The 21,229-nt window shown below is 64.1% G+C and carries 16 protein-coding genes; 3 read left to right on the forward strand and 13 right to left on the reverse strand.

Annotated features, from left to right (window positions below; genetic code table 11):
- Positions 1–223 precede the first annotated feature (223 nt).
- The 8 genes from AC07UC_RS30425 to AC07UC_RS30460 form a co-directional block, all read right to left on the reverse strand.
- A complete protein-coding gene (locus tag AC07UC_RS30425) occupies positions 224–1,021 on the reverse strand; it encodes an enoyl-CoA hydratase/isomerase family protein (RefSeq protein WP_494908429.1) in 798 nt (265 codons plus the stop codon).
- 154 nt (positions 1,022–1,175) lie between these two features.
- Positions 1,176–2,066: a LysR family transcriptional regulator gene (locus AC07UC_RS30430; RefSeq protein ID WP_494908430.1), complete on the reverse strand. Its 891-nt coding sequence runs from the start codon at positions 2,064–2,066 to the stop codon at positions 1,176–1,178.
- Positions 2,067–2,187: 121 nt separating this feature from the next.
- Complete coding sequence (locus tag AC07UC_RS30435) at positions 2,188–3,681, reverse strand: sugar ABC transporter ATP-binding protein (protein WP_494908431.1); 1,494 nt, start codon at positions 3,679–3,681, stop codon at positions 2,188–2,190.
- The gene (locus tag AC07UC_RS30440; RefSeq protein ID WP_494908432.1) at positions 3,678–4,775 is read right to left on the reverse strand and encodes an NHL repeat-containing protein; all 1,098 of its coding nucleotides are present in this window, start codon (positions 4,773–4,775) and stop codon (positions 3,678–3,680) included. The genes AC07UC_RS30435 and AC07UC_RS30440 overlap by 4 nt, the downstream gene beginning before the upstream one ends.
- The gene (locus tag AC07UC_RS30445) at positions 4,772–6,895 is read right to left on the reverse strand and encodes an ABC transporter permease (RefSeq protein WP_140774998.1); all 2,124 of its coding nucleotides are present in this window, start codon (positions 6,893–6,895) and stop codon (positions 4,772–4,774) included. The genes AC07UC_RS30440 and AC07UC_RS30445 overlap by 4 nt, the downstream gene beginning before the upstream one ends.
- 68 nt (positions 6,896–6,963) lie before the next feature.
- Positions 6,964–7,986 carry a sugar ABC transporter substrate-binding protein gene (locus AC07UC_RS30450; RefSeq protein WP_181180064.1) on the reverse strand — a complete coding sequence of 341 codons (1,023 nt, stop codon included), beginning with the start codon at positions 7,984–7,986 and terminating at the stop codon, positions 6,964–6,966.
- 25 nt (positions 7,987–8,011) lie between these two features.
- Positions 8,012–9,016: an ABC transporter permease gene (locus AC07UC_RS30455; RefSeq protein WP_202323787.1), complete on the reverse strand. Its 1,005-nt coding sequence runs from the start codon at positions 9,014–9,016 to the stop codon at positions 8,012–8,014.
- Between the two features lie 45 nt (positions 9,017–9,061).
- The gene (locus AC07UC_RS30460) at positions 9,062–10,243 is read right to left on the reverse strand and encodes a CaiB/BaiF CoA transferase family protein (RefSeq protein ID WP_244735228.1); all 1,182 of its coding nucleotides are present in this window, start codon (positions 10,241–10,243) and stop codon (positions 9,062–9,064) included.
- 157 nt (positions 10,244–10,400) lie between these two features.
- On the opposite strand from AC07UC_RS30460, the gene AC07UC_RS30465 reads away from it, so the two are divergent.
- Positions 10,401–11,369: a hydroxymethylglutaryl-CoA lyase gene (locus AC07UC_RS30465; RefSeq protein WP_494908433.1), complete on the forward strand. Its 969-nt coding sequence runs from the start codon at positions 10,401–10,403 to the stop codon at positions 11,367–11,369.
- Positions 11,370–11,404: 35 nt separating this feature from the next.
- On the opposite strand, the gene AC07UC_RS30470 is transcribed toward AC07UC_RS30465, so the two are convergent.
- Positions 11,405–13,006 (reverse strand): GMC family oxidoreductase, encoded by a 1,602-nt coding sequence (locus AC07UC_RS30470; RefSeq protein WP_494908434.1) that lies wholly within the window; start codon positions 13,004–13,006, stop codon positions 11,405–11,407.
- 168 nt (positions 13,007–13,174) lie between these two features.
- Here AC07UC_RS30470 and AC07UC_RS30475 point away from each other — a divergent pair, with 168 nt between their 5' ends.
- Entirely contained in the window at positions 13,175–14,239 is a 1,065-nt protein-coding gene (locus AC07UC_RS30475; protein WP_494908435.1) for a LysR substrate-binding domain-containing protein, read from the forward strand.
- Here AC07UC_RS30475 and AC07UC_RS30480 read toward each other — a convergent pair.
- Positions 14,191–15,369: a CaiB/BaiF CoA transferase family protein gene (locus AC07UC_RS30480; RefSeq protein ID WP_494908436.1), complete on the reverse strand. Its 1,179-nt coding sequence runs from the start codon at positions 15,367–15,369 to the stop codon at positions 14,191–14,193. The genes AC07UC_RS30475 and AC07UC_RS30480 overlap by 49 nt on opposite strands.
- Positions 15,370–15,591: 222 nt before the next feature.
- Between AC07UC_RS30480 and AC07UC_RS30485 the strand changes: the two genes are divergently transcribed.
- A complete protein-coding gene (locus AC07UC_RS30485; protein ID WP_494908437.1) occupies positions 15,592–17,073 on the forward strand; it encodes an aldehyde dehydrogenase family protein in 1,482 nt (493 codons plus the stop codon).
- 29 nt (positions 17,074–17,102) lie between these two features.
- On the opposite strand, the gene AC07UC_RS30490 is transcribed toward AC07UC_RS30485, so the two are convergent.
- The 3 genes from AC07UC_RS30490 to AC07UC_RS30500 form a co-directional block, all read right to left on the reverse strand.
- Entirely contained in the window at positions 17,103–18,050 is a 948-nt protein-coding gene (locus AC07UC_RS30490) for a LysR family transcriptional regulator (RefSeq protein WP_494908438.1), read from the reverse strand.
- Positions 18,051–18,053: 3 nt separating this feature from the next.
- A complete protein-coding gene (locus tag AC07UC_RS30495) occupies positions 18,054–19,673 on the reverse strand; it encodes a GMC family oxidoreductase (RefSeq protein ID WP_494908439.1) in 1,620 nt (539 codons plus the stop codon).
- A gap of 145 nt (positions 19,674–19,818) precedes the next feature.
- A complete protein-coding gene (locus AC07UC_RS30500) occupies positions 19,819–21,186 on the reverse strand; it encodes an aldehyde dehydrogenase family protein (protein WP_494908440.1) in 1,368 nt (455 codons plus the stop codon).
- Positions 21,187–21,229 lie beyond the last annotated feature (43 nt).

Below are 21,229 nucleotides of genomic sequence, written 5' to 3' on the forward strand. Positions count from 1 at the left end.
GAGTCCTCCGGCGCATGACGGCAGGGTTTCCTCAGACCCAAATTATCCCAGACGGTTAGAATAAATACTGACCAGTTTTATATTGTCCTGGAAGGTACATGGCTTTGTTTTTTTCCGCAAGCTGACCCTCGAATTTTCGCAAAGCGTTTCCGCGCAATCCATTCGCGGATCGGAAGGCGCGTCTTTGGATATGATGAGTTCTCCACCTTGCGCGCCGCTTCGGTCAGGCGCCCCGGAATTGCGGCTTGCGCTTCTCGGAAAACGCGCGCCGGCCTTCCACGCGGTCCGCGCTGCCGTACAGGTGGCCCCAGAGCATCTCCTCGAAATCCGCCGCCTCGGACAAGGGCAACTCAGCCGCCTTGTCCGCCAGGCGTTTGGCTGCCCGCACCGCCAGCGGCGCGTTGTCGGCTATGGAGCGCGCAATCTCCCTTGCGCGCGGCATCAGCCGCTCCGCCTCGACAACCTCGCTGACGATACCCCATTCCAGTGCCTTGGCCGCCCCGACGATCTCCCCGGTCAGAAGCAATTGCATCGCGACGGGTCGCGGCAGGGAACGCATCAGGCGTTGGATGCCCGCTATGGCGGGGATGGATCCGATCCTCACCTCGGTCAGGCCGAACCGCGCATTGGCCGAGCCGATGCAAAGATCGCAGTTAAGCGCGATCTCCATTCCGCCGCCGACCGCCGCGCCGTTCACGGCGGCAATGATGGGCTTGGTCAACCCCATCCTGCTCAGCGCGATATTGCGGACATAGAGCGGGTGGGTCGCATCGGTCTTGCGATCGAAATAACCCTGGAGAAAGCCGCGTTCCTTCGGAACGGTCTCGTGGATATCGGCGCCGGCGCAAAAAGCCAGGGTTCCTGCGCCGGTGAGAATGGCGACCCGCGCGCTCCCGTCGTCCTCGAAACGCAGCAGCGCCTCGTTCAGCGCGACTATCGTCGAGGGCGCCAGCGCGTTTCTGCGAGCCGGCCGATTGATGACGATCGTCGCAATGCCGTCCGCGACCTTGAAATCGATCATCCGTCACGCCCTCCCCGGCTTCAATTCGGGCGAGGGTGCGATCGGGAGGCCCGGCTGTCTAATCGCAACTTTTTTTAAGGATACAAAAACGCCGGCTTTGAATGACCGGTCAGGCCATCGGTCCTGCCTCTCCCGATTGGCCGGCGAAACCGCCCTAGCCCAGCCTGAGGTCTCTCGCCCGCTTGAGCATCTCAAGCACGATCGGCTCGTTCTCGCCCTTGCGGACCACGGCGAAGAACGCGATTGGGTCGGCGACCATCTCGGGCACCGGAACGAATTCGCCTCTCGCGATCCTGTCGCGCACCAGGAGTTCGGGCAGGATCGCCATGCCGCCCGAACTGGCGACGACATCGATCAGCGTGCGGACATGGTTGCAGGTGTTTATCACGGGCCGCTTCAGGTTGGATTGCCTGAGCGACTCCGCCATCACCTGGTAGAGATGTGAGGGCCTCGACAGGCACCAGACCGGAAGATCGGGCACCTCGCCGCCATCCACGGACCCTGAAAGCCGGAAGGCAAGCTCGCGGCCCATCAGCCACTTCATCTCGACCGTGCCGATCGGAGCTGCCTCCAGCGCCGGGCTGTCGATCGGTCCGACAAGGAAAGCAAAATCGATGGCGCCGGCTTCAAGCTTGTGCCGCAGGTGGATCGTGAGGTCGATCTCAACCTCCAGAGTGACGTTCGGCATCAGGCGTTTGATCTCGGACAGAAATGCCGGCAGGCTCTCGACCGCGACGATCTCGCCACAGCCGATCTTCACAATCCCGGTCGCCGTCGAGAATGCTTCCGTCGCGAGCAGGACGGTCTCGAGCTGCGCCCACAGGGCCTCGCATTGCGCGGCGAACTCCCTGCCCTTCACCGTCAGCAGCATGCGCCGGCCTTCACGCCGGAAAAGGCTGAAGCCGAGATGGTTCTCGAGTTCCCTGACGCGCGCCGATATCGACGGCTGGGTCGTGTTCAGCCTTTCCGCGGCCGCGTTGAACGTTCCAAGGCGCGCGATCCAGAGCAGCGTCTCGATGTGATAGAGCGCGATGCGATTGATCACGAACGGCAGGCCTCCGGTCCCAACATCAATCCGCGGCGCCCGCCCTTTCTACGCCTCTCCAGGGATTTGTCAGGACGCCCGGCCAATGGCGCTCGTGGCACGCCGCGAACGGCTGCCGCGATCAATGCACGGCCGCGTACATGATGCGCTCTTCGGTCGCCTCGCCCGGCGTGAACTCCTCGACGATGCGGCCGAGGCGCGAAACCAGTATCCGGTCCGAGAGGTTCATGATCTCGGGCAGATAGGACGAAATCACCATCACGGCCAGCCCGTCGTCGGCGAGCTTTCCAATGATCTCGTGGATCTCGGCGATCGCGCCCACGTCCACGCCGCGCGTCGGCTCGTCGAAGATCACCAGCTTCGGCTTCTGCACAAGGCCCGAGGCGATGACAACCTTCTGTTGGTTGCCGCCGGACAGTTCGATGACGCGCGCGTTGGAGTTGATGGCGCGGATATTGAGCTTCTTAGTCCACTCGTCCGCCAGGACTTTCGCGCTGGCATGGTTCACGACGGCGGCCGTGTTGAGGCCCGCGCCGAGCAACCCCGAATAGAGATTGTCGGCGATCGACATCGTCTCGAAGAACCCCTCGAGCTTGCGGTCCTCGGTGACGTAGACGATGCCGTCCCGGACCGCCGGTCGAGGCACGCGGTAGCGCACAGAGTCACCGAAGAGCTTTATCTCGCCGCCGTGGAAATAGTTGCGCTTCTGCACGCCCGCTACGACCTTGGCCGTCTCCGTGCGTCCCGAACCGATCAGGCCGAAGATACCCGTGATCTGTCCGGCGTAGATGGAGAAGCTGTTGTTGCGCACCATCGAGCCCATCGAGAGGTTCTGGACGCTGAGCACCTTCTCGCCGGCCGCGCGGTTCTTGCGCGGAGCATTCGAGTAGAGTTCGTTGGACAGGCTGCGGCCGACCATGGCTCGGATGATGCTGTCGCGGTCGAAATCGCTGGTATCGCCGGTGGTCACCAGTTCGCCGTCGCGCAGGATCGTGATGCGGTCGGAGATTGACAGCGCCTCCTCCAGCGCATGCGAGATGAAGACGATGGAAACCCCGCGTTCCTTCAGCCGCTTGATCAGGGAAAAGAAGTAGTACTTTTCTTCCGGGGTGAGCGAGGCGGTGGGCTCGTCGAAGATGATGACGCGCACGTCCTGGCGCACCGCCCGCGCGATCTCGACCATCTGTTTCTTGGCAGCGCCGAGCGTGGCCACCGTGGCCCAGGGATCGACGTTGAAATTGAGCGACTGCAGGAACTGCTGGGCGGCGATGTAAAGGCCGCGCAGGCGGTTGAACAGTCGCTCGTCGCCCAGATAGATATTCTGCGCCACCGACATCGATGGAACCAGGCTTGTTTCCTGGAACACCATGGCGATGCCGTTGGCGAGGCCTTCGGCCGGCGTCTGGAAGGATACTTCCTTGCCGTCGAGCAGCATCTTGCCGCCCGAACGCTCGGTGACCCCGGCCATGATCTTCATCAGGGTCGACTTGCCTGCGCCGTTCTCGCCCAGCAGGGCGTGGATCTCGCCTTTGCGAAGCGTGAAGTTGACCTTCTTGACGGCGGTGACCCCTCTGTACTCCTTGGTCACCGACTGCATTTCGACGATAGAGGTCATGCCCGCTCCGCTTTAGCTGCAAGCGCCATCAGGACGCCGTCCCCCTTGCTCGCCACCATGGTCGCGCCGTTCCAGTCCGCGGCGCTGGTCACGCCGTGGCGCTTGCCGTCGGACCTGCTGTGGAAGCTGTCGACCGGTTTGAAATTCTCGTCGAGCCTGACAAGCAGGCCATAGGATCGGGTCGGCCCCCAAGGCTTGTGGATGCCGAGATGCTTCACGCCTCCACCCTGCAGCGGTTCCTTGAAGCTGCGTCCCGCACGCAGCGACGGCGCCATCCAGAAATCCTCCGGCACCTCCGCTATCATGCGTTCGCGATAGACCTTCTCGCGCAGCACGAATTCGATCATCTGACTGCGCGGCGCGAACACGCTGAGCCAATAGCCCTGCCCCGACGCGGCACGTGCGAGACGACCGGGATACCCCGGAATGTCCCCCAGTATGGTCTCCCAGCTGCCATTGGGGCGCTTGCGCACCAGGCGATGCCTCCACGCCTCCGAAACTACCGGCGCTCCGCTGGGGTCGGTGACAATGCCGGCCGGGAACGCCATGCCTTGGCCGATCGTTTCACCCCGCGATCGTGAGGGCGGCACCCGCAGCACGGTCCCATCCGACCCGAGCGTCATCAGGTCCCGCTTCCATTCCGACGCGCTGTTCCTTGTCGAGCCGACACAGACCAGCAGCGCGCCGTCGTCCGCCAAGCTCATCGCGGTTGCCGACGCGCCCCTTTCCGGAAGATCGATCTCGATCTCGTTCGCATCGCCTGCCGCGGGCCTGATAAGAACGCCGCCTTTGTCGAAGCCGATCGCCAGACCGGCGCCTTCCGATGCCGCAAGCGTGGAGATCGGGGCGTGGTAGGCCTTCACCAGCCGCGGCTGCGCACCCGGCGCGTCCAATGCCAGGAGCTTTTCGGCCTGGCTGAAATACAGCACGCCGCCATTGACCGTGAGGTTGTCGATACCGGTCGCATCTAAAGCGGTGGGAGCTTCGTCCAGCCGCGCATTGGGACGCATGGCGCCGTCCATCGACGGAACCGTGATGGAATATTCGCCCCGGCCCCAGACGGCGTCCCAGATCCGTGTCAGACTGTTTCTCACGACCAGTTCCTGAAATAGAGCGCGCGATCGTTGAAGTTCGGATCGGCATCCGGCAGCTTGAGTCGGCCAAGCCGGTTGTTGAAGACGCCCCCCAGATAGAGATACCCCTTGTGCTCGCGCATCGAGGTGATCATGGGGTGCTTCTGGCCAGAGCGGTCCCAGAGGGATTCGAGGATCTTGCCGTTGACGTCGTATTTGACCACGCCGCCGGTGTTGATGTTCGGATAGATCCATTCCTCGAAAGCCACGCGCTGGGTCATGCGCCGGCGGAAGCCCGGCATGCGCATGGCGAGGTCGAGCGAGGGTGTGCGCATGCCGAGCATTGCGACCCAGAAATGCCCGTCGGATGAGCGCCGGATGTTGTCGGGATACCCCGGCAGGTCGGTGATGACCGGAAGCACCTTGCCCTTCTGCGGCCCGGCGAACCAGTAGCGGTTGATACGTCCCGCCCAGGTCTCGGCGAAGAACAGCGACTCGCCGTCGCCCGTCATGCAGATGCCGTTCGGGAACATGCGGCCCGGCAGGACAGTGCGCGTGACCCCGGTCTTCGGATCGTAGCGCAGGACACGCCCGTTGCCACGTCCCTCCATGGAGTCCGTCGCCCAGTCGGTGACATCGTAGCGGATCGTCGCCTCGCTGAAATAGACGGAGCCGTCGGGCGCGAAATCCATGTCGTCGGCGAAGCGCATGCGACTGTCGTCGATGATCGAAAGCCGGCTGCGATTGGTCTCGTCGGCCAGCCGGATCACCTCGCGGTCCGGCGTCACCTTGTAGAGGCCCATGCCGCTGATGCAGGCATAGAGCGCGCCTTCCCCGTCGAAGTGCAGGCCGAGTGGCTGGCCTCCGATATGGGCAAAGATTTCGCGGCGCGTATAGTCGGGCGCGAAGAACTTGACGATGTCGCCGTGACGGCTGCCCGTGTAGATGTTGTCGTCCTTGTCGAAGGCCAGGTCCTCGGCGCCGTCCACCTGGTCGAGGCCGATCGGCTCGGCCTCGGCCAGCCGGTCGTTGATCTCGTAGGGCGAGCCGGAACCCGGATCGGTCGCGGCGGCCGCTGTCGGGGCGAAGTAGGTCGGCGAGACATAGACGCGCGAAAGCAGCTTATGCCGGTTCTTGAGCCAGCGCACGTCGGTGGCGACGGCAACGAGCAGCGCGCCGCCGAGCAGAAGCGAATTGTAGCCGCTGGGCATCTGCAATCGAAGCAGGCTGCCGGTCAGCAGGACGACGATGAAGGTTCCGAGCAGCGCCTTGGCCACGGAGCCGCGACCGCCGCCGAGGGAGTTGCCGCCGAGCACCGCCGCCGTCAGGACGGTGACCTCCAGGCCGGCGCCGGTTTCCGAGCCGGCGCTGTTGAGGCGCGCCGCGTAGAGGATGCCGGCGAAGCTGGCGAAGATGCCCGATATGACATAGGTCAGGCACACGGTGCCGCGCACATTGATGCCGGCGTTGTAGGCCGAGCGCCGCGATCCCCCGACCGCCGTGATGTGCCAACCCTTGCGCATGCGGGTGAGGAAGATGTGCAGCGCCACCGCGACGACCAGCACCAGCACGAAGTTGAAGGGAATGCCGAGCACGCTACCCGCCGCCAACAGGTCCCATAGATGCGAATCCGGCATGAAGAGGACGACGTCGCGGGCGTAGCGGAACGTCAGGATCTCGACGATGGCGTCGATGATGATGAGCGTCGCGAGCGTGGTGAGGAAGGCGCGGAGCTTGAGGTAGCCGACCAGGACGCCGTTGACGAGTCCGCAGAAGGCGCCGACCAGGATGACGATCGCAATGCCCGCCAGCACTGGCACCTGGATATAATTGAGCAGGAACAGCGTCAGGAAATTGGCAAGGGCGAAGACCGATCCGACGCTGAGGTCGATGCCGCCGGCAAGGATGACGAGCGTCATCCCCAGCACCACGAAAGTCAGCTCGCCCATCTGCCTCAGCATGGTCGAGAAGGTTCCGAAGGTGAAGAAATTGTCGATGACGGTGCCGAAGAAGATCAGCAGCAGCGCAAGGATGAAGACCGGGATCGCATTGTCGATCCAGTTCTTCGAAAGCAGTTCACCCACGACGTGGTCTGGCACCAGGCGGTAACGCCATTTCGCATACGTTTCCGATATCGCCATTTCACATCTCTGAATTCGTAACCTGCGGAAAATAGAGCGCCCGTGCGGGGCGCTCTATCGAAATGGGCTCAGTAGCCGCGCTTGATCTCGTCCAAGGTCCAGCACGAACTCGGGGTCAGCGCCTCCTTGGTGAGGTTCTGCGTCGTCAGGTAGATGGCGAACGGCTCGAGCGTTTCCCCGGCCGGACGCTGCAGGATGACGGCGATTGCGTCGTTGATGTGCTTCGACAGCTCACGGATGTTGTAGGAGACGTAGAAGTCATAGCTGCCGTCGGCGATCTTTTCGCAGGCCGCCTTCTCTCCCGCGCCTTGCGAGACGACGAACACCTTGCCGGTCAGGCCGGCTTCGCGGATGGCGGCGGCCATGCCCGAATCCTGCCCGTCCCAGAGGCCGAAATAGCCGCAAAGGTCAGGCGACTGGCGGACCACCGTCGAGACGACCGAATGAGCCTTGCTGGCATCCCAGTCCGCGGCCTGGTCGGACACCACGGTCATTTCCGGATGCGCCGCCATGACGTCGTTGAAGGCCTTCATGCCGATGAAGTTCGTGGGATTGTTCGGCGTGCCTTCCAGAGCGGCGATCTTGCCGTTGCCGCCGTTCTTGGGGCTGCATTTCTCGACCAGCTTGAGAGCGTTCGTCTCGGCGTTCTTGTACCAGTCGATGCCGACATGGGCGGTCGAGTTGGTGGTCGCCTTGACATTGACCTGCAGCACCCGGACGCCGGCTTCCATCGCCTGCTTGATGACGCGCGCATAGGCCTGCATGTCGACGTTCTGGATGATGACGAGATCGGGATGCTCGCTGATGATCTGCGTGATCGCCTGGACGCCCTGGTCGACGTTCCAGTTCGGGTCGCGAATCTGGAGCTGGAAGCCGTACTGGTCGGCCATCCGCTGCATGCCCGCGGCGAAGCCCGCCGCGATGTCCATGCCGATCGAGATCGGCACGAACACAACCTTCTTGCCCTTCATGCTCTCGTAGAACTTGGTCGACATGCCGTCGTCGAAGCCGCCACCTTCAGCCTTGGCGGCCGACAGGCCAAGCGTGAGTGCGATGGCTGCGCTTCCTATGATGTTGATCAGCTTTTTCATTTTCTCCTCCATTTGGTCAGTAGCGTCAGATATCGCCTTGTTGCGACGTCTGTTCGTCACGCGGGTTCAGAACCGTGTCGATGATGATGGCGACCAGGAGGATCACTCCCTTGATGAGGTTCTGGATCGAATAGGACACGTTCATGATCGTCATCCCGTTGAGAAAGATGCCGATCAGCAGCGTGCCCACGATGACGTTGAAGATCCCGCCGCGGCCGCCGCTCAGCACGATGCCGCCAAGCACGACGACGAGGATGACATCGTAGACCATGGTCGAATTGACGACGCGGGTATTCATGGTGCCGACGAGCGTCGCCAGGACCAGCCCCGCAAAGAAGGCGATTGACGCCGAAATCACATATTGCAGCAGCATCATCGGCCGGGTCGGCATGCCCGCGATGCGCGCCTTCAGAGGGTTGTCGCCCATGGCCCGGATGAACACGCCGGGCTTGGTGTGGCGCAGGAAAAGATGCGCCAGCAGCGCGACGGCCGCAAAGGCAATCACCGGGATCGGAATGCCGAACAGGTAGCCCGCGCCGAATTCTCGGGTCCAGGACGCGCTTTCCGGAATGAAAAGGAGGTCGACATCGACGAAGGCGACACGGGTGAAGCCATAGATCGCCGTGGTCATGGCGAGCGTGGCGAATATGGCGGGAATCTCCGCGTAGGCCACCAGGAAACCGATGACCAGGCCGATGCAGACCACGAAGATGTAGCCGAGCAGGACCGCCTGCCAGACCGGCGTGCCGCCACCCAGCATGAAGATCACCCAGGCCACCGACATGGCCATCGTCGAGATGATGGCCAGATCGATGCCGCGTCCGATGATGGTGAGCGCCATGCCGATGGCGAGGATTCCCAGGATCGAAACGCTCTGGACCAGCGACAGCAGATTCCCGGCATTGAGGAAGCCGGGAAGGGTCACGCCGAAGACAACGAACATTAGCGCGGCGATCGCGAGAACGATCCGCTCCTGCGAGAAAAATGCCGAGCGCCGAGCGCCGGCCTTCTCGTTGATTGCCGTTTGCATAGTACCAGTCCCTCCACAGGCCCCGAGGGGCCAACCATGCGGCAACTACATGGTCAATACACGCTCCGAATAGAGTTCGCTCAAAAGCTCCGCCCTATGTTCGTCGAGCACGGGCGCCGGTCGCCGGATCGCGCCCGGCGTGACGCTCAGGCGCCCAACAACCGCATGCATCGGCAGCGTGCCCATGTCGTCATCTTCCATCTCGACGAAGGTGCCCCTCGCCCGCACATGCGGGTCCTCCATGAGACTCGCGGCGTCGTAGATCGGCCCGACCGTGACCTCGGCCTTGTCGAAGTGCGAAAGGTTCTCGACAAGCGTGCGCTGCGCGATGAAAGCGCCGATTATCGCATCCAGCTCCTCGACGTTCTCGACGCGCTTCTCGTTGGTGACGAAACGTGGATCCGAGCACAGCTCCGGATGGCCGATCGAGCGGAACAGGCGAAACGCCATCTCCGGGGTGGAGGCCGAGAGCGCGACGTAACCTTCGTCCCGGGTGCGGTAGATGTTTCGCGGCGCCGACAGAGCGGTCCTGTTACCTGTGCGCGTCGGCACCGCGCCGGTCGCCTTGTAGACGGCCTGGTCCGCGCCGAGGATCGAGATGATGGGCTCGAGCAGCGAGAGGTCGATCTCTTGCCCCTTGCCCACACCGAGTTCGGCCTCCCTGAGGGCCACGAGCACGGCGGAAGCCCCGTAGAGGCCGGCGATGGAATCGGCGAGCCCAAGATTGGGCAGCAGCGGCTCGCGGTCGGGAAACCCGTTCTTGTAGGCGAAGCCGGACGCAGCCTCGACAAGCGTGCCGAAGCCGGGTTTGTCCTTGTAGGGGCCTGTCTTGCCCCAGCCGCTGATGCGCGCCACCACGAGCTTCGGCTGAAGCTCGAGCAACTCCTCCAGGCTGAAGCCTAGCCTGTCGAGGACACCGGGCCGGAAGTTCTCGACCAGGACTTGGGAACTAGCGACCAGCCGCCGGAATATGTCGCGGTCGTCATCCTTCTTCAGGTCGATGACGATGCTGCGCTTGTTGCGGCCATAGACCTTCCACTGCACCGGTATGCCGTTGAGCTTCCAGGCGCGCAGGGAATCGCCTTCCGGCGGCTCCACCTTGACGACATCGGCACCCAGATCGGCCAGCACATGGGTCAGCATGTTGCCCGCGACGAGGCGGGAGAGATCCAGCACCCGGACACCGTCCAGCGGACATTTCCTGTCGCGAGCGTATGCCTCAGCCACCAACTTCCTCCCTAAGTGCTGAGGCGGGTGTACGGCAGGGCGCGGAGGCGCGGAAATAGCATCTGCCGACTGGGCTATTGGAAAAAGCTTTCGCGAATTGCATGCTTCTCAAACGAGAACGGCGCAGAATGGACAAGCCCCCGGCCGGACACGCACAATGCGGTCGCTGGATCGAGGAAAGGTTGAAGGCGCCATGCACCCGTCGAAGGTTCAAATCACCGAGGTTGGAACGCGCGACGGGCTCCAGTCCGAAAAGACCTTTGTTCCCACGGATCGCAAGATCGAGTTCATCAAGGGCTTCACGGCAGCCGGCCTGCAGCGCATCGAGGCCACCTCATTCGTCTCGCCTCGCGCCGTGCCGCAACTCGCCGACGCGTCGGAGGTCGTCGCCGCCGTCCGGGATATCGGTCCGACGATCGCCGCGCTGGTGCCCAACGCGAAGGGTGCGATGCGGGCAGTCGAGGCCGGCGTGGACGAAATGGTGGTTTTCATCTCGGCATCGGAAAGCCACAGCAGCACCAATCTGAACATGACCGTCGACAAGGCGATAGCGGCCGTGGAGCCCGTGGCCGAAATTGCCCGGCAAAGCGGGATCGTGCTGCGCGCCGCCATCGCGGTGGCGTTCGGCTGCCCGTTCGAGGGCGACGTTCCGACCTCGACCGTCAGCGCGATCGCGGCGCGATTGATTGCGCTCGGGATCGATTCCCTGACGCTTGGCGATACGACGGGCATGGCATCGCCACGCCATGTCGAAGCCGTCTGTGGCCGACTTCTGACGGATCATCCGGATGTCCGCCTCACGCTGCATTTCCACAACACCCGAGGCATGGGCCTGGTGAATGTTCTGACCGGCCTGCGGCTTGGCATAGACCGGTACGAATCCGCCGCCGCCGGACTTGGCGGCTGCCCTTTTGCCGCGGGCGCGACGGGCAACATCTGCACCGAGGATCTGGTCTATCTGCTCTCGGAACTCGGCATCGAAACCGGCATCGATCTCGAAGCGATGATCAGGGTCGCGAAAGAGATGGAACGCTGCCTCGGCAGGCCATTGCCCGGCCAGTTGATGCGCGCTGGCCCTCGCACGCGGCTTCACCCCATCGAGTCGGTGCGCCGAGCCGTCGGCTGACCGGACGAAGGCCCGGCGGCGGCGCGCCAATCCGGTCAGGCGGCCTTGTGGGTATCCTCGATGATCAGGTCGGCCGCCTTCTCGCCGATCATGATCGTCGGCGCGTTGGTGTTGCCGGTCGTCAGGTAGGGCATGATGGAAGCGTCCGCCACCCTCAGCCCTTCGATGCCGCGGACCTTCAGGCGCGGATCGACCACCGCCAGCTCGTCCAGGCCCATCTTGCAGGTGCCGACCGGGTGGAAGAGCGATGAACCTTCGCGGCGTACGAACTCCTCAACCTGCGCGTCGTCGCTCACCGCGTTGCCCGGGCGTGTCTCCTTCACCACATAGGGCGAGAAGGCCGGCGCCCCGAAGATACGCCTGGCATGGGCCAGTCCAGCCGACATGACCCGGAGATCATCCCGATCGGTGACATAGCCATAGCGGATCTTCGGCCGCGCGCTCGGGTCGGCGCTGTCTATCAGCACGCTGCCGCGGCTGCCTGGACGTGTCGGACAAACGGCGACTGTCATGCCCGGTTCGTTTTCGAGAACCAGCGCCTTGCCGAACACGTAGCTCGCCGGCGTGAAGAGAAGCTGCAGGTCCGGGCTCTCCAGGCCTTCCCTGCTCCGGCCGAACACCATCGCGCTCGTGACGCCGAACGTCAGGGCTCCGTTGCCGGCAAAGCCGAATTTCAACACCTCGCGGGCGAGTCGCCATCCTCTTGCAAGCTCGTTGATCGTGGTCAGGTCGCGCAGGCGACTGACGAGCCGCACGGTGAGATGATCGGACAGGTTTCGTCCCACGCCCCGCAAGGCGACCCGCGTCTGTACCCCCACGGACGACAGGTGCTGCGGGTCGCCGATGCCGGCGAGCTGCAGCAGCTGGGGAGATCCGATCGCTCCGGCCGACAACACGACCTCGCGCCCTGCCCTGACCTCCTTCGATTGCCCACCCTGGACATATCGCACCCCGACACACCGGTTGCCTTCGAAGATCAGAGCGGTGGCGGTGGCATTCGGGATCACCTCGACATTGCGCCGAGCGGCCGGAACCCGGAGATACGTCCGGTACGTCGACCCGCGCAGGCGGCCGCGCCGCGTCATCTGGGCATAGCCGACGCCCTCCTGCTGCGCGCCGTTGAGGTCGCGTGTGTAGGCGAACCCCGCTTCCTGCGCGGCCTTGATGAACAGATGGGTCAGGGGAAGTATCGTCCGGTAGTCTTCCACCTTCAGCGGACCCGACTTGCCGCGATAATGCGGATCGCCGGCGCCGGCATAGGTCTCGGCGCGGCGGAAAAGCGGCAGAACGTCGTCGTAGCTCCAGCCACGGCAGCCGAGCTGCGCCCAGCCGTCATAGTCGGCCGGGTTGCCGCGGACATAGAGCATGCCGTTGATCGAGCTGCTGCCTCCCAGAACCTTGCCGCGCGGCGTATGGATCTGCCGGCCGTATGTCCCCTCCTCCGGCTCGGAGGCGTACATCCAGTTGTAGGTCGAGTTGTAGAGCATGTGACCTACGCCGGCGGGAATGTGGATGAGCGGATGGGTGTCCCGGCCGCCGGCTTCGAGAAGGCACACCTTGTGACCGGCTTCCGCGAGTCGTGCCGCGACCACGCACCCGGCCGAGCCGGCACCTATAACGACGAAGTCTGGCTGCATGACGCTCCTCCCGCGATCGGCGAACTCCCAATCGCATCGACTGCATGGAAGGATGGAAAACCACACGCTTGGACGCGCATGAAATATTGAACATCGCTATGGCTATACGTAAGCCTTATATCCTATGGAAGCGGACTCCGCCGCAACCGGGGTTCGCGAGGAACTGGAATGGAACTAAGGCAGCTTCGCTATCTCATATCCATCATTGATTTCGGCAGCTTCTCCAAGGCCAGCGGCCAGCTCAATGTCGCCCAGCCGGCTCTCAGCCAGCAGATAGCCAACCTGGAGAGCGAGCTGGAGAGGCCGCTTCTGGTGCGCAGCGCCCGCGGCGTCCAGCCCACAGATGCGGGATTGCGACTCTACCGCCAGGCACAGATCATTCTGGCTCATGTCGAGCAGGCCAAGTCCGACGTTCTGATGTCGGAATTCGCCGAGCAGTTCGTCGGCCAGGTTTCCGTGGGGTTGCCGACCTCGACCGCAACCATGGTCGCGCTCCCCTACATACAGCGCATGCGCGGTAATTTTCCGGGCATTCAGCTCCGCGTGGTGGAAGCGCTCTCCGGCCACCTGATCGAAATGCTGCTCAACAACAGGATCGACCTCGCCATACAGTTCCGCTCCGAGCCGGCGGCGGGCCTGCAGGTCGAAAGGCTTCTCGTCGAGGAACTCTTCTGGATATCGTCCGAGGCCGAGACGAAGGACAAACCCATCACCTTCGCCGAAATGGCAAAACGCCCCGTCACGGTGCCTGGCAAGCCGCATGCGATGCGGGCCGTGATCGACCAGGCATGTCAGGACATGGGCATAGAACTCCAGATCGTCGCCGACGTCGATTCGCTCCCGGCCTTGCGCGGTATCGCGGCGACGGGCTTCGCCGGCGTTATTCTGCCCCAGTCGGCGCTGGCCGAATCCACCGGCTATGGCGAGTTGTTCAGCCGCCCTATCGTCGAGCCGAAGCTGACCCGGCCGCTGGCGTTGTGCCGATCCGAGGGAGCGCCGCGAAGTCGGGCCATGCAGGCAGCCGAGGAAGTGCTGCGTTTCCTCATCAAGGATCTGGTCGAAATCGGCACGTGGAAGGGTGCGACGCTGGATCCTGAACTGGCATCGCGAAAGCCCGACAAGAGCCTGACGCCAAAGGCGAAGCGCCGCGGCAGGCAACCCGAACAGCGAGCCGAGCCCGCCGCTCAGATGACGCCCTTGGTCCGCAAGGCGCCGATCCGGTCCTCGTCATAGCCGACCTCCCGCAACAACGCCTCCGTGTGCTCGCCCAGCCTCGGCGGCGGTAGGCTCGGGCCGGGTTCCATGCCGCCGTGGCGGATCGGCGAGCCGAGAATGAGGATGGGCTCTTCGCCGGGGTGTGTCGTTTCGACGACGATGTCCTGGCTGCGAACCTGCGGGTCGTCGAAGGCCCGGTCGAGCCCATACACTGGGCCACTGGGGATGCCTGCCTTGTTGAGCACCTCGATCCAATGCTCGGTCGAAGCCTCCCGCGTACGCGCCTCGATGAGCGCGTTGATTTCCAGCCGGCGGGCGGTGCGCGCCTCGTTGGTGGCAAACGCCGAATCCGTGAGAAGCTTCTCGAGGCCGAGCGCCTTGACCAGCTTCTGGTAGACGGCCTCGTTGGAGGGGGCGACCGCGATCTCACCATCGGCGGTTGCAAACAGCCCGTAGGGCGCGACCAGCGCATGGTCGTTTCCCGTGCGCGGCGCGGCCACGCCTGAGTTGAGGAAGTTGGTCCCGTGGAAGGACAGCATGCTCATGAGGCTTGCCAGCATGCTCACGCTGAGGGTGCTGCTTTCCGTGCGCTCGTCCCTGCCGTGGAGCGCCGCCGCGATCCCGAGCGCCGCGTAGAGGCCGCAGACGAGATCGGCTATCGGCACTCCACTGCGCATCGGCGGATCCTCCGCCCTGCCGTTGCAGCTCATGAAACCGCTCATCGCCTGCACTATGAAGTCGAAGGCGGGACGATCGGCGTACGGACCGTCGATGCCGAAGCCGTTGATGTTGCAATGGATGAGGGCCGGATTGATCGCCTTCAGCCGCTCCGGCGCGAAACCCATCTTGCCCAGCACGTCCGGGCGGAAATTCTCGACCAGAACATCGGCTTGCGCCAGAAGGTCCGCCAGTACCTGCTTGCCTTCGGGAGAATAGAGATCGAGCGCGATCGAACGCTTGTTGCGGTTATAATTGGCAAAGTAGCTGCTCATGCCACCGACCATGACGCCTTGCTCGCGAACCGGGTCTCCCTGGCCCTTCGGCTCGACCTTGATCACTTCGGCTCCGAGATCGGCCAGAAGAGCCGTACAGAACGGGCCCGAGATCACACGGGTGAGGTCGACGATACGCACGTCCTTGAAAGACAAGCAGATTCTCCCATTGTTCAGGCAAGCTCTTGCTGATGGAAACCGAAGGAAGCGCAAGGCGGCAACAAAAACTCCACGATGCGTGACCTTCCCGATCGAGAGGCCACGTTTCGTCGGCTGGGGCTAGGATCGCGAAATCTTATGGCCGCTTACCCGCTTCGTATTTTGCCGGGCGCGGTTCACGGCCTAGACTGGCCGCTTCTGATGCATCGGGAGAATGCCATGTCAGCGCAAGCGGCATCCAAGGTCGAGAAGCCGACCCTCAAAGACCACGCGAATTTCATTGGCGGCAAGATGCGGCCGGCGGCGGATGGACGCACGATAGACGTGATCTGCCCGTCGGACGGCCAGGTCTTCGCCACTATCGCAAGAAGCGGACAGGCCGATGTCGACGCCGCGGTCCGGGCGGCGCGTGTCGCCTTCGACACCGGAGCATGGCCGCGAACCTCGGCGACGGATCGCGGCCGGGTCCTGGCGCGCATGTCGGAACTGATCCTCAGCGAGCGCGAGAGCCTGGCCCGTCTCGAGGCCAAGGACGTCGGCAAGATCTACCGCTCGACGTTTTCGGATGTCACGGTGCTTGCGCGCTACTTCGAATTCTATGCCGGCGCGGCCGACAAGATCGGCGGCGACGTCATCCCGCTGCCGACCGGCTTCACGGCCTTCACCATTCGCGAACCCCTCGGCGTCGTCGCCGGCATCCTCCCCTGGAATTCCCCCACCCAGATGTTCGGCCGTGTCGTCAGCCCTGCGCTGGCGATGGGCAACACTGTCGTGCTGAAACCTGCCGAGGATGCATGCCTGACGGTGCTGAGGCTGGCCGAACTCGCCATGGAGGCTGGCCTGCCGGAAGGCGCGCTGAACGTCGTGACCGGCTACGGCCACGAAGCGGGCGCCGCCCTTTCCGCCCACCCCGCGATCGACTTCATCAGCTTCACCGGCTCGCCCGAGGTGGGCACGCTCGTCCAGCAGGCCGCCGCGGCCAACCATGTCGGCGTTACACTGGAGCTTGGCGGAAAGTCGCCGCACATCCTGTTCGACGATGCCGATTTCGCGGCCGCGCTGCCCATCATCACCAATTCGATCATCGTCAATTCAGGGCAGACCTGCGTGGCCGGCAGCCGCCTCCTGGTTCAGGCCAGTGCGATCGACAGGGTGAGCGAACTCTTTGGCGCCCACTTCCAGGGCCTGTCGACCGGGCCGCATGACGTCGAGTGCGATCTTGGGCCGCTCATCAATGCCAAGCAGCACAAGCGCGTGAACTCGATGCTGTCGACGGCGATCGGCGAAGGCGTGCCGGTCATCGCCGAAGGCAGGATCGCCGACGGCAGCTCGCCGGACGGCTACTTCGTCCGGCCGATGCTGCTCGGACCCGTGCCGCGCCAGAACACCATCGCCCGCAAGGAAGTCTTCGGGCCGGTGCTGTCACTCCTGCCCTTCACTGATGAGAGCGATGCCATCGCGCTGGCCAACGACACCCCGTTCGGCCTCGCGGCAGCCGTGTGGAGCAGGGATGTCGGCCGCGCGATGCGTGCTTCGCGGCAGGTCCGCGCCGGCCAGGTCTACATCAACGGCTACGGCGCGGGTGGCGGCGTGGAGCTTCCCTTCGGAGGTTTCAAGAAGTCGGGCCACGGTCGTGAGAAGGGCATGGAGGCGCTGCACGAATTCTCGGCGACCAAGACCGTCATTCTCAACCACGGCTGAATGGGCGTGGAATATCTCTAGCCGACAGCCTATTTCACGATCTGCCCGGGAAGCTCGCCAAACCGCTTTCCGAGCAGGAATTGCAGCATGGCCCGGGTCTGCGCGGGCAACACCGCGCCTCGCCTCACGCAAATGCGCATCTCGCGCTTTGCCCATGCCTCCGCGAGCGGAACGGTGACGATCTGCCCGGAGCGGGCATGGGTGGCCAAACCCTGAGGCAGCACGGTGACGCCGAACCCCGCCGCCACCATCTCGCGGGCAATCTCGTTGCTCTGGACCTGATAGCGCAGAACGAGGTGCTGGTTGAGGTTCGCCGCCGCCCGGCGTAGCTGGTTCATGACCGAACTGCTTTCGTTCACGCCCACGATGTCGGTCGTCAGCAGTTCCGCGAATGTCAGCGACTTCTTCGATGCGAGCGGATGGTCCTTCGGCAGGACCACGACGAGTTCGTCCTGCTTGTAGGCGTAGGTGTCGACGTCGCCCGGGACCTCCGGCGGTGTCGCATAGACCCCGATGTCCGCCGTTCCGGTGCTGACCGCGTGAACCACCTCGAAACTCAGATGCTCGCGGATATCGAGATCGATCCGCGGGTACATGGCGGCGAAATCCCTAAGCTCGACGGCGAGGAAACCTGCCAGCGCGGAAGGCACGGCGCTGATCCGGACATGCCCCTTGGCGCCTTCCGCGAACTCGCTGAGATCCGTTCGGATGCCCTCGACGAGCTGGAATATCTGGCGCGCATGCTCGGCCAGCGCCTCGCCGACCGGCGTGGGGATTGTTCCCTTCGTGTTGCGGTAGAGCAGCTTGACGTCGAAGAGATATTCGAGGTCCTGAATCCGCTTCGTCACGGCTGAGGGCGTGATGCTTTCCCGCTCGGCCGCGCGGCCGATGCTTTTTTCCTCACAGACCGTCAGGAAGAGCCTGAGGCTCAGGAGGTCGAGCTTCGAGATCGTTTTCTTCAGCGGAGGCGGTGTCATGGTTCAACCGCCGCCGCGCAGCATCGCGTCGGCGCCTTTCTCGGCGATCATATAGGTCGCGGCCATCGTATTGGCCGATGGCATGGTCGGCATGATCGAGGAATCGACGACGCGCAATCCCTCCACGCCGTGCACGCGCAATCGGTCGTCCACGACAGCGCGGCGATCCTGCGCGGGCCCCATGCGGCAGGTACCGATCAGATGGAACACCGTCGACCCCTTCCTGCGGGCGAAATCGAGGATCTCGTCGTCGGTCACGATATCGGGACCAGGGCTCTCCCTGCCCAGGAAATAGGATTTGAGGGGATCTGTCTCGAGCAGTCGCCGCGCCAGCTTGACGCCGGATACGATTGCCCTCTGATCGATCTCGTCGCTCAGATAGTTCGGTTGGATGGCCGGATGCTGGCGCGGGTCGCGCGAGCGCGCACGCACGAAGCCCGTGCTTTCCGGACGCTGCTGCCAGACGCCGCACGTCATGCCGTCGAAGCTGTCAAGCAGGCCTGCGACGCCTTCCTTGTAGCTGGCCGGCGTGAATGTCATCTGCAGATCCGGCACCGCGAGGACCGGATCCGATTTCCAGAACACGTGCGCGAGGGAGGGGCTGACCGACAGGACGTTAGGACGGCCCAACGCCCAGCGCATCGCCTGGCCCACCAGTGGCAGGCCATTGACCATGCGGTTGATCGTCCTCACGCCGCGGACCCGCGCGACCACGCGGATAGCCCAGTGATCGCGCAGGTTTTCACCTACCCCTTCGAGCACACGGACCGGCTTGACGCCGAGCGCCTCCAGGACCGGAGCCGGCCCGATGCCGGACACCTGCAGGAGCCTGGGGCTGTTGACCGCGCCGGCTGCTATGACGACCTCGAGGTTCGCATCGAGCGTCTGTTCGCTCCCGTCGGGGCGCTGGATCGTGACGCCGACTGCCTTGCGATCGGCAAAATTCACACAAGAGACTTGCGCGTTGGCCATCAGCTTGAGGTTTGGCCGCTTGAGGGCTGCCTTCAGGAAGCTCCTTGCCGAACTGCGGCGTTGCCCCTTGTGGATCACGCGCTGGTAATAGCCCACGCCAGCCTGTTCGGCTCCGTTATAGTCCGGGTTGTACGGTATCCCCGCTTCCATGGCGCCCTTCACGAAGGCGTCGCAGAGCGGATGATGCCAGTCCAGGTCGGTCACGTAGAGGCCGCCGTCGCGGCCGCGAAGCCGGTCGTCTCCCTCGCCAAGCCGCTTCTCCGTCCGGCGGAAGAAAGGCAGGACGTCTTCGTAGCTCCAGCCGCGATTGCCCATCTGAGCCCAGGCGTCGTAGTCGGCGGCCTGGCCGCGGTTGTAGACGAGCCCGTTGATCGAGCTCGATCCTCCAAGCGTCCTGCCCTGCGTCGTCGCAATGCGGCGCCCGGCGCTCCCCACCGAAGGCTCCGTCTCGAAACGCCAGGTATAGGCGGGATTGAACAGCGTCTTGATGTAGCCGGCCGGCAAGTGGATGAAAGGATGGTTGTCGCGCGGCCCGGCTTCGATCAGGCAGATCGAGTTGGCCGGATTCTCCGAAAGCCTGTCCGCGAGGAGGCAGCCGGCGGTTCCCGCGCCGACAATGATGAAATCGAACTGGCCCGCGGCCTGTGACATCGGTTCGTCCTCCCAATGCGACCCGCCTGCCCGAGCGCATCAGGCAATTTCGCGATGTTTGCAAAGAGCGTTTGGCTATACCGGTATTGCGAGCCGCTCACCCTCCGGCGCGTCACGCGTCCGCCCGGATCGGAGCCTTGGGAAACTAGCGCGGTCGAGGCACCGACGGCCGGATCACGATGACCTTCGGCTCAGTGTACTCCTCGACGGCGAAACGGACGCCCTCGCGTCCAAACCCCGAAGTTCCCGTGCCTCCGTAAGGCATATGGTCGACACGCCAGGTTCCCGGGCCGTTGATGATCACGCCGCCGGCCCTGATCTCGTCGGACATCCTGAAGGCTGTGTCGATATTCGCGGTGTAGATGCCATGGTGGATGGCGCCGCTCACGGCGTTCATCTCCGCTATCGCCTCATCGGCGGAATCGACGGCGCTGACCGCCACCACGGGGCCGAATATCTCGTTGCGCATCACCGTCATCTCGCCGGTCGCTCCGGTGATCACGGTCGGCTCCATGTATGCGCCTTGCCGGTTGCCGCCGCAGGCAAGCGTCGCGCCGCGCGACACGGCGTCGATAATCACGGCCTCGACCCGTTTTGCGGCCGCGTCGTCGACCATTGGGCCGATGGCAGCCGGGCTGTCGGGCCGCATTTCCGTGACGCGCGCGATGAAGGCGTCGACGAACTCCTGGTAACGCGGCCGCTCGACATAGATGCGCTGCACCGAAATGCAGGACTGTCCCGAACGGACGAAGCCGCCCGCGGCGCATTCCTGCGCGGCAAGGGCGACGTTCCCGTCGGAAGCGACGAACACCGCGCCGACGCCGCCAAGTTCGAGATGCACCCGCTTCAGCGGCACGGCCTCCTTGATCTTCCAGCCCACCATGCCGCCCGTGAAGCTGACGACCGGCAGGCGGGGATCGCGCACCAGCGCCATGGTCGCATCATTGTCCACGTCGAGGACCGCGACAGCCTCGGGCGGCCAACCCGCCTCGACCACGGTGCGGGCCAGCCTGATCGTGGCCAGCGGCACACGCGGCGACGGCTTGAGCACGATGGGTGCTCCAGCCGCGATCGCCGGCGCGATCTTGTGCGCCGCGATCAGCAACGGACCGTTGTAAGCCGTGATGCCCAGAACCGGACCGATCGGCTCCCGCCTGATATAGGCGACTGCGCCGCGCGCCCGCTCGACCGCATCGACATTGAGCGTCTCGGACATTCCCGCGCGGGCATGGGCGGCCGTCAGCGTGAACACTTCGATCGCGCGCTGCACCTCGAGCGTCATATCCTTGACGGTGAGGTAGCCGCTTTCATCAGCGAGCGCCTGGGCGATCTCGGCGGCCTTCGCGGCCAGCGCAACGGCCACCTTGTCGAGCACGACGGCGCGATCGAAGCTGCTGGTACGCCTGACCTTGTCAAGCGCTTCCGCCGCGAGCGCCACGGCCCTCTCGACCGCCGCGGCATCGACCGCGCACTCCTCGCCTTCGATGAAGCCGCGCCTGACCTGCTCTGTCATCGTTTCTCTCCCGGGAATCGGCGCGCACGTTGGTGGCCGCTGC

Source organism: Mesorhizobium sp. GW821-FHT04C10, assembly GCF_059420305.1.

Excerpts from the sequence above, each read along its gene's own strand:
- AC07UC_RS30425 (WP_494908429.1), bottom strand. The coding sequence starts at position 1,021 with ATGATCGATTTCAAGGTCGCGGACGGCATTGCGACGATCGTCATCAAT.
- AC07UC_RS30435 (WP_494908431.1), bottom strand. The coding sequence starts at position 3,681 with ATGACCTCTATCGTCGAAATGCAGTCGGTGACCAAGGAGTACAGAGGG.
- AC07UC_RS30445 (WP_140774998.1), bottom strand. The coding sequence starts at position 6,895 with ATGGCGATATCGGAAACGTATGCGAAATGGCGTTACCGCCTGGTGCCA.
- AC07UC_RS30450 (WP_181180064.1), bottom strand. The coding sequence starts at position 7,986 with ATGAAAAAGCTGATCAACATCATAGGAAGCGCAGCCATCGCACTCACG.
- AC07UC_RS30455 (WP_202323787.1), bottom strand. The coding sequence starts at position 9,016 with ATGCAAACGGCAATCAACGAGAAGGCCGGCGCTCGGCGCTCGGCATTT.
- AC07UC_RS30465 (WP_494908433.1), top strand. The coding sequence starts at position 10,401 with ATGCGGTCGCTGGATCGAGGAAAGGTTGAAGGCGCCATGCACCCGTCG.
- AC07UC_RS30470 (WP_494908434.1), bottom strand. The coding sequence starts at position 13,006 with ATGCAGCCAGACTTCGTCGTTATAGGTGCCGGCTCGGCCGGGTGCGTG.
- AC07UC_RS30475 (WP_494908435.1), top strand. The coding sequence starts at position 13,175 with ATGGAACTAAGGCAGCTTCGCTATCTCATATCCATCATTGATTTCGGC.
- AC07UC_RS30485 (WP_494908437.1), top strand. The coding sequence starts at position 15,592 with ATGTCAGCGCAAGCGGCATCCAAGGTCGAGAAGCCGACCCTCAAAGAC.
- AC07UC_RS30490 (WP_494908438.1), bottom strand. The coding sequence starts at position 18,050 with ATGACACCGCCTCCGCTGAAGAAAACGATCTCGAAGCTCGACCTCCTG.
- AC07UC_RS30495 (WP_494908439.1), bottom strand. The coding sequence starts at position 19,673 with ATGTCACAGGCCGCGGGCCAGTTCGATTTCATCATTGTCGGCGCGGGA.
- AC07UC_RS30500 (WP_494908440.1), bottom strand. The coding sequence starts at position 21,186 with ATGACAGAGCAGGTCAGGCGCGGCTTCATCGAAGGCGAGGAGTGCGCG.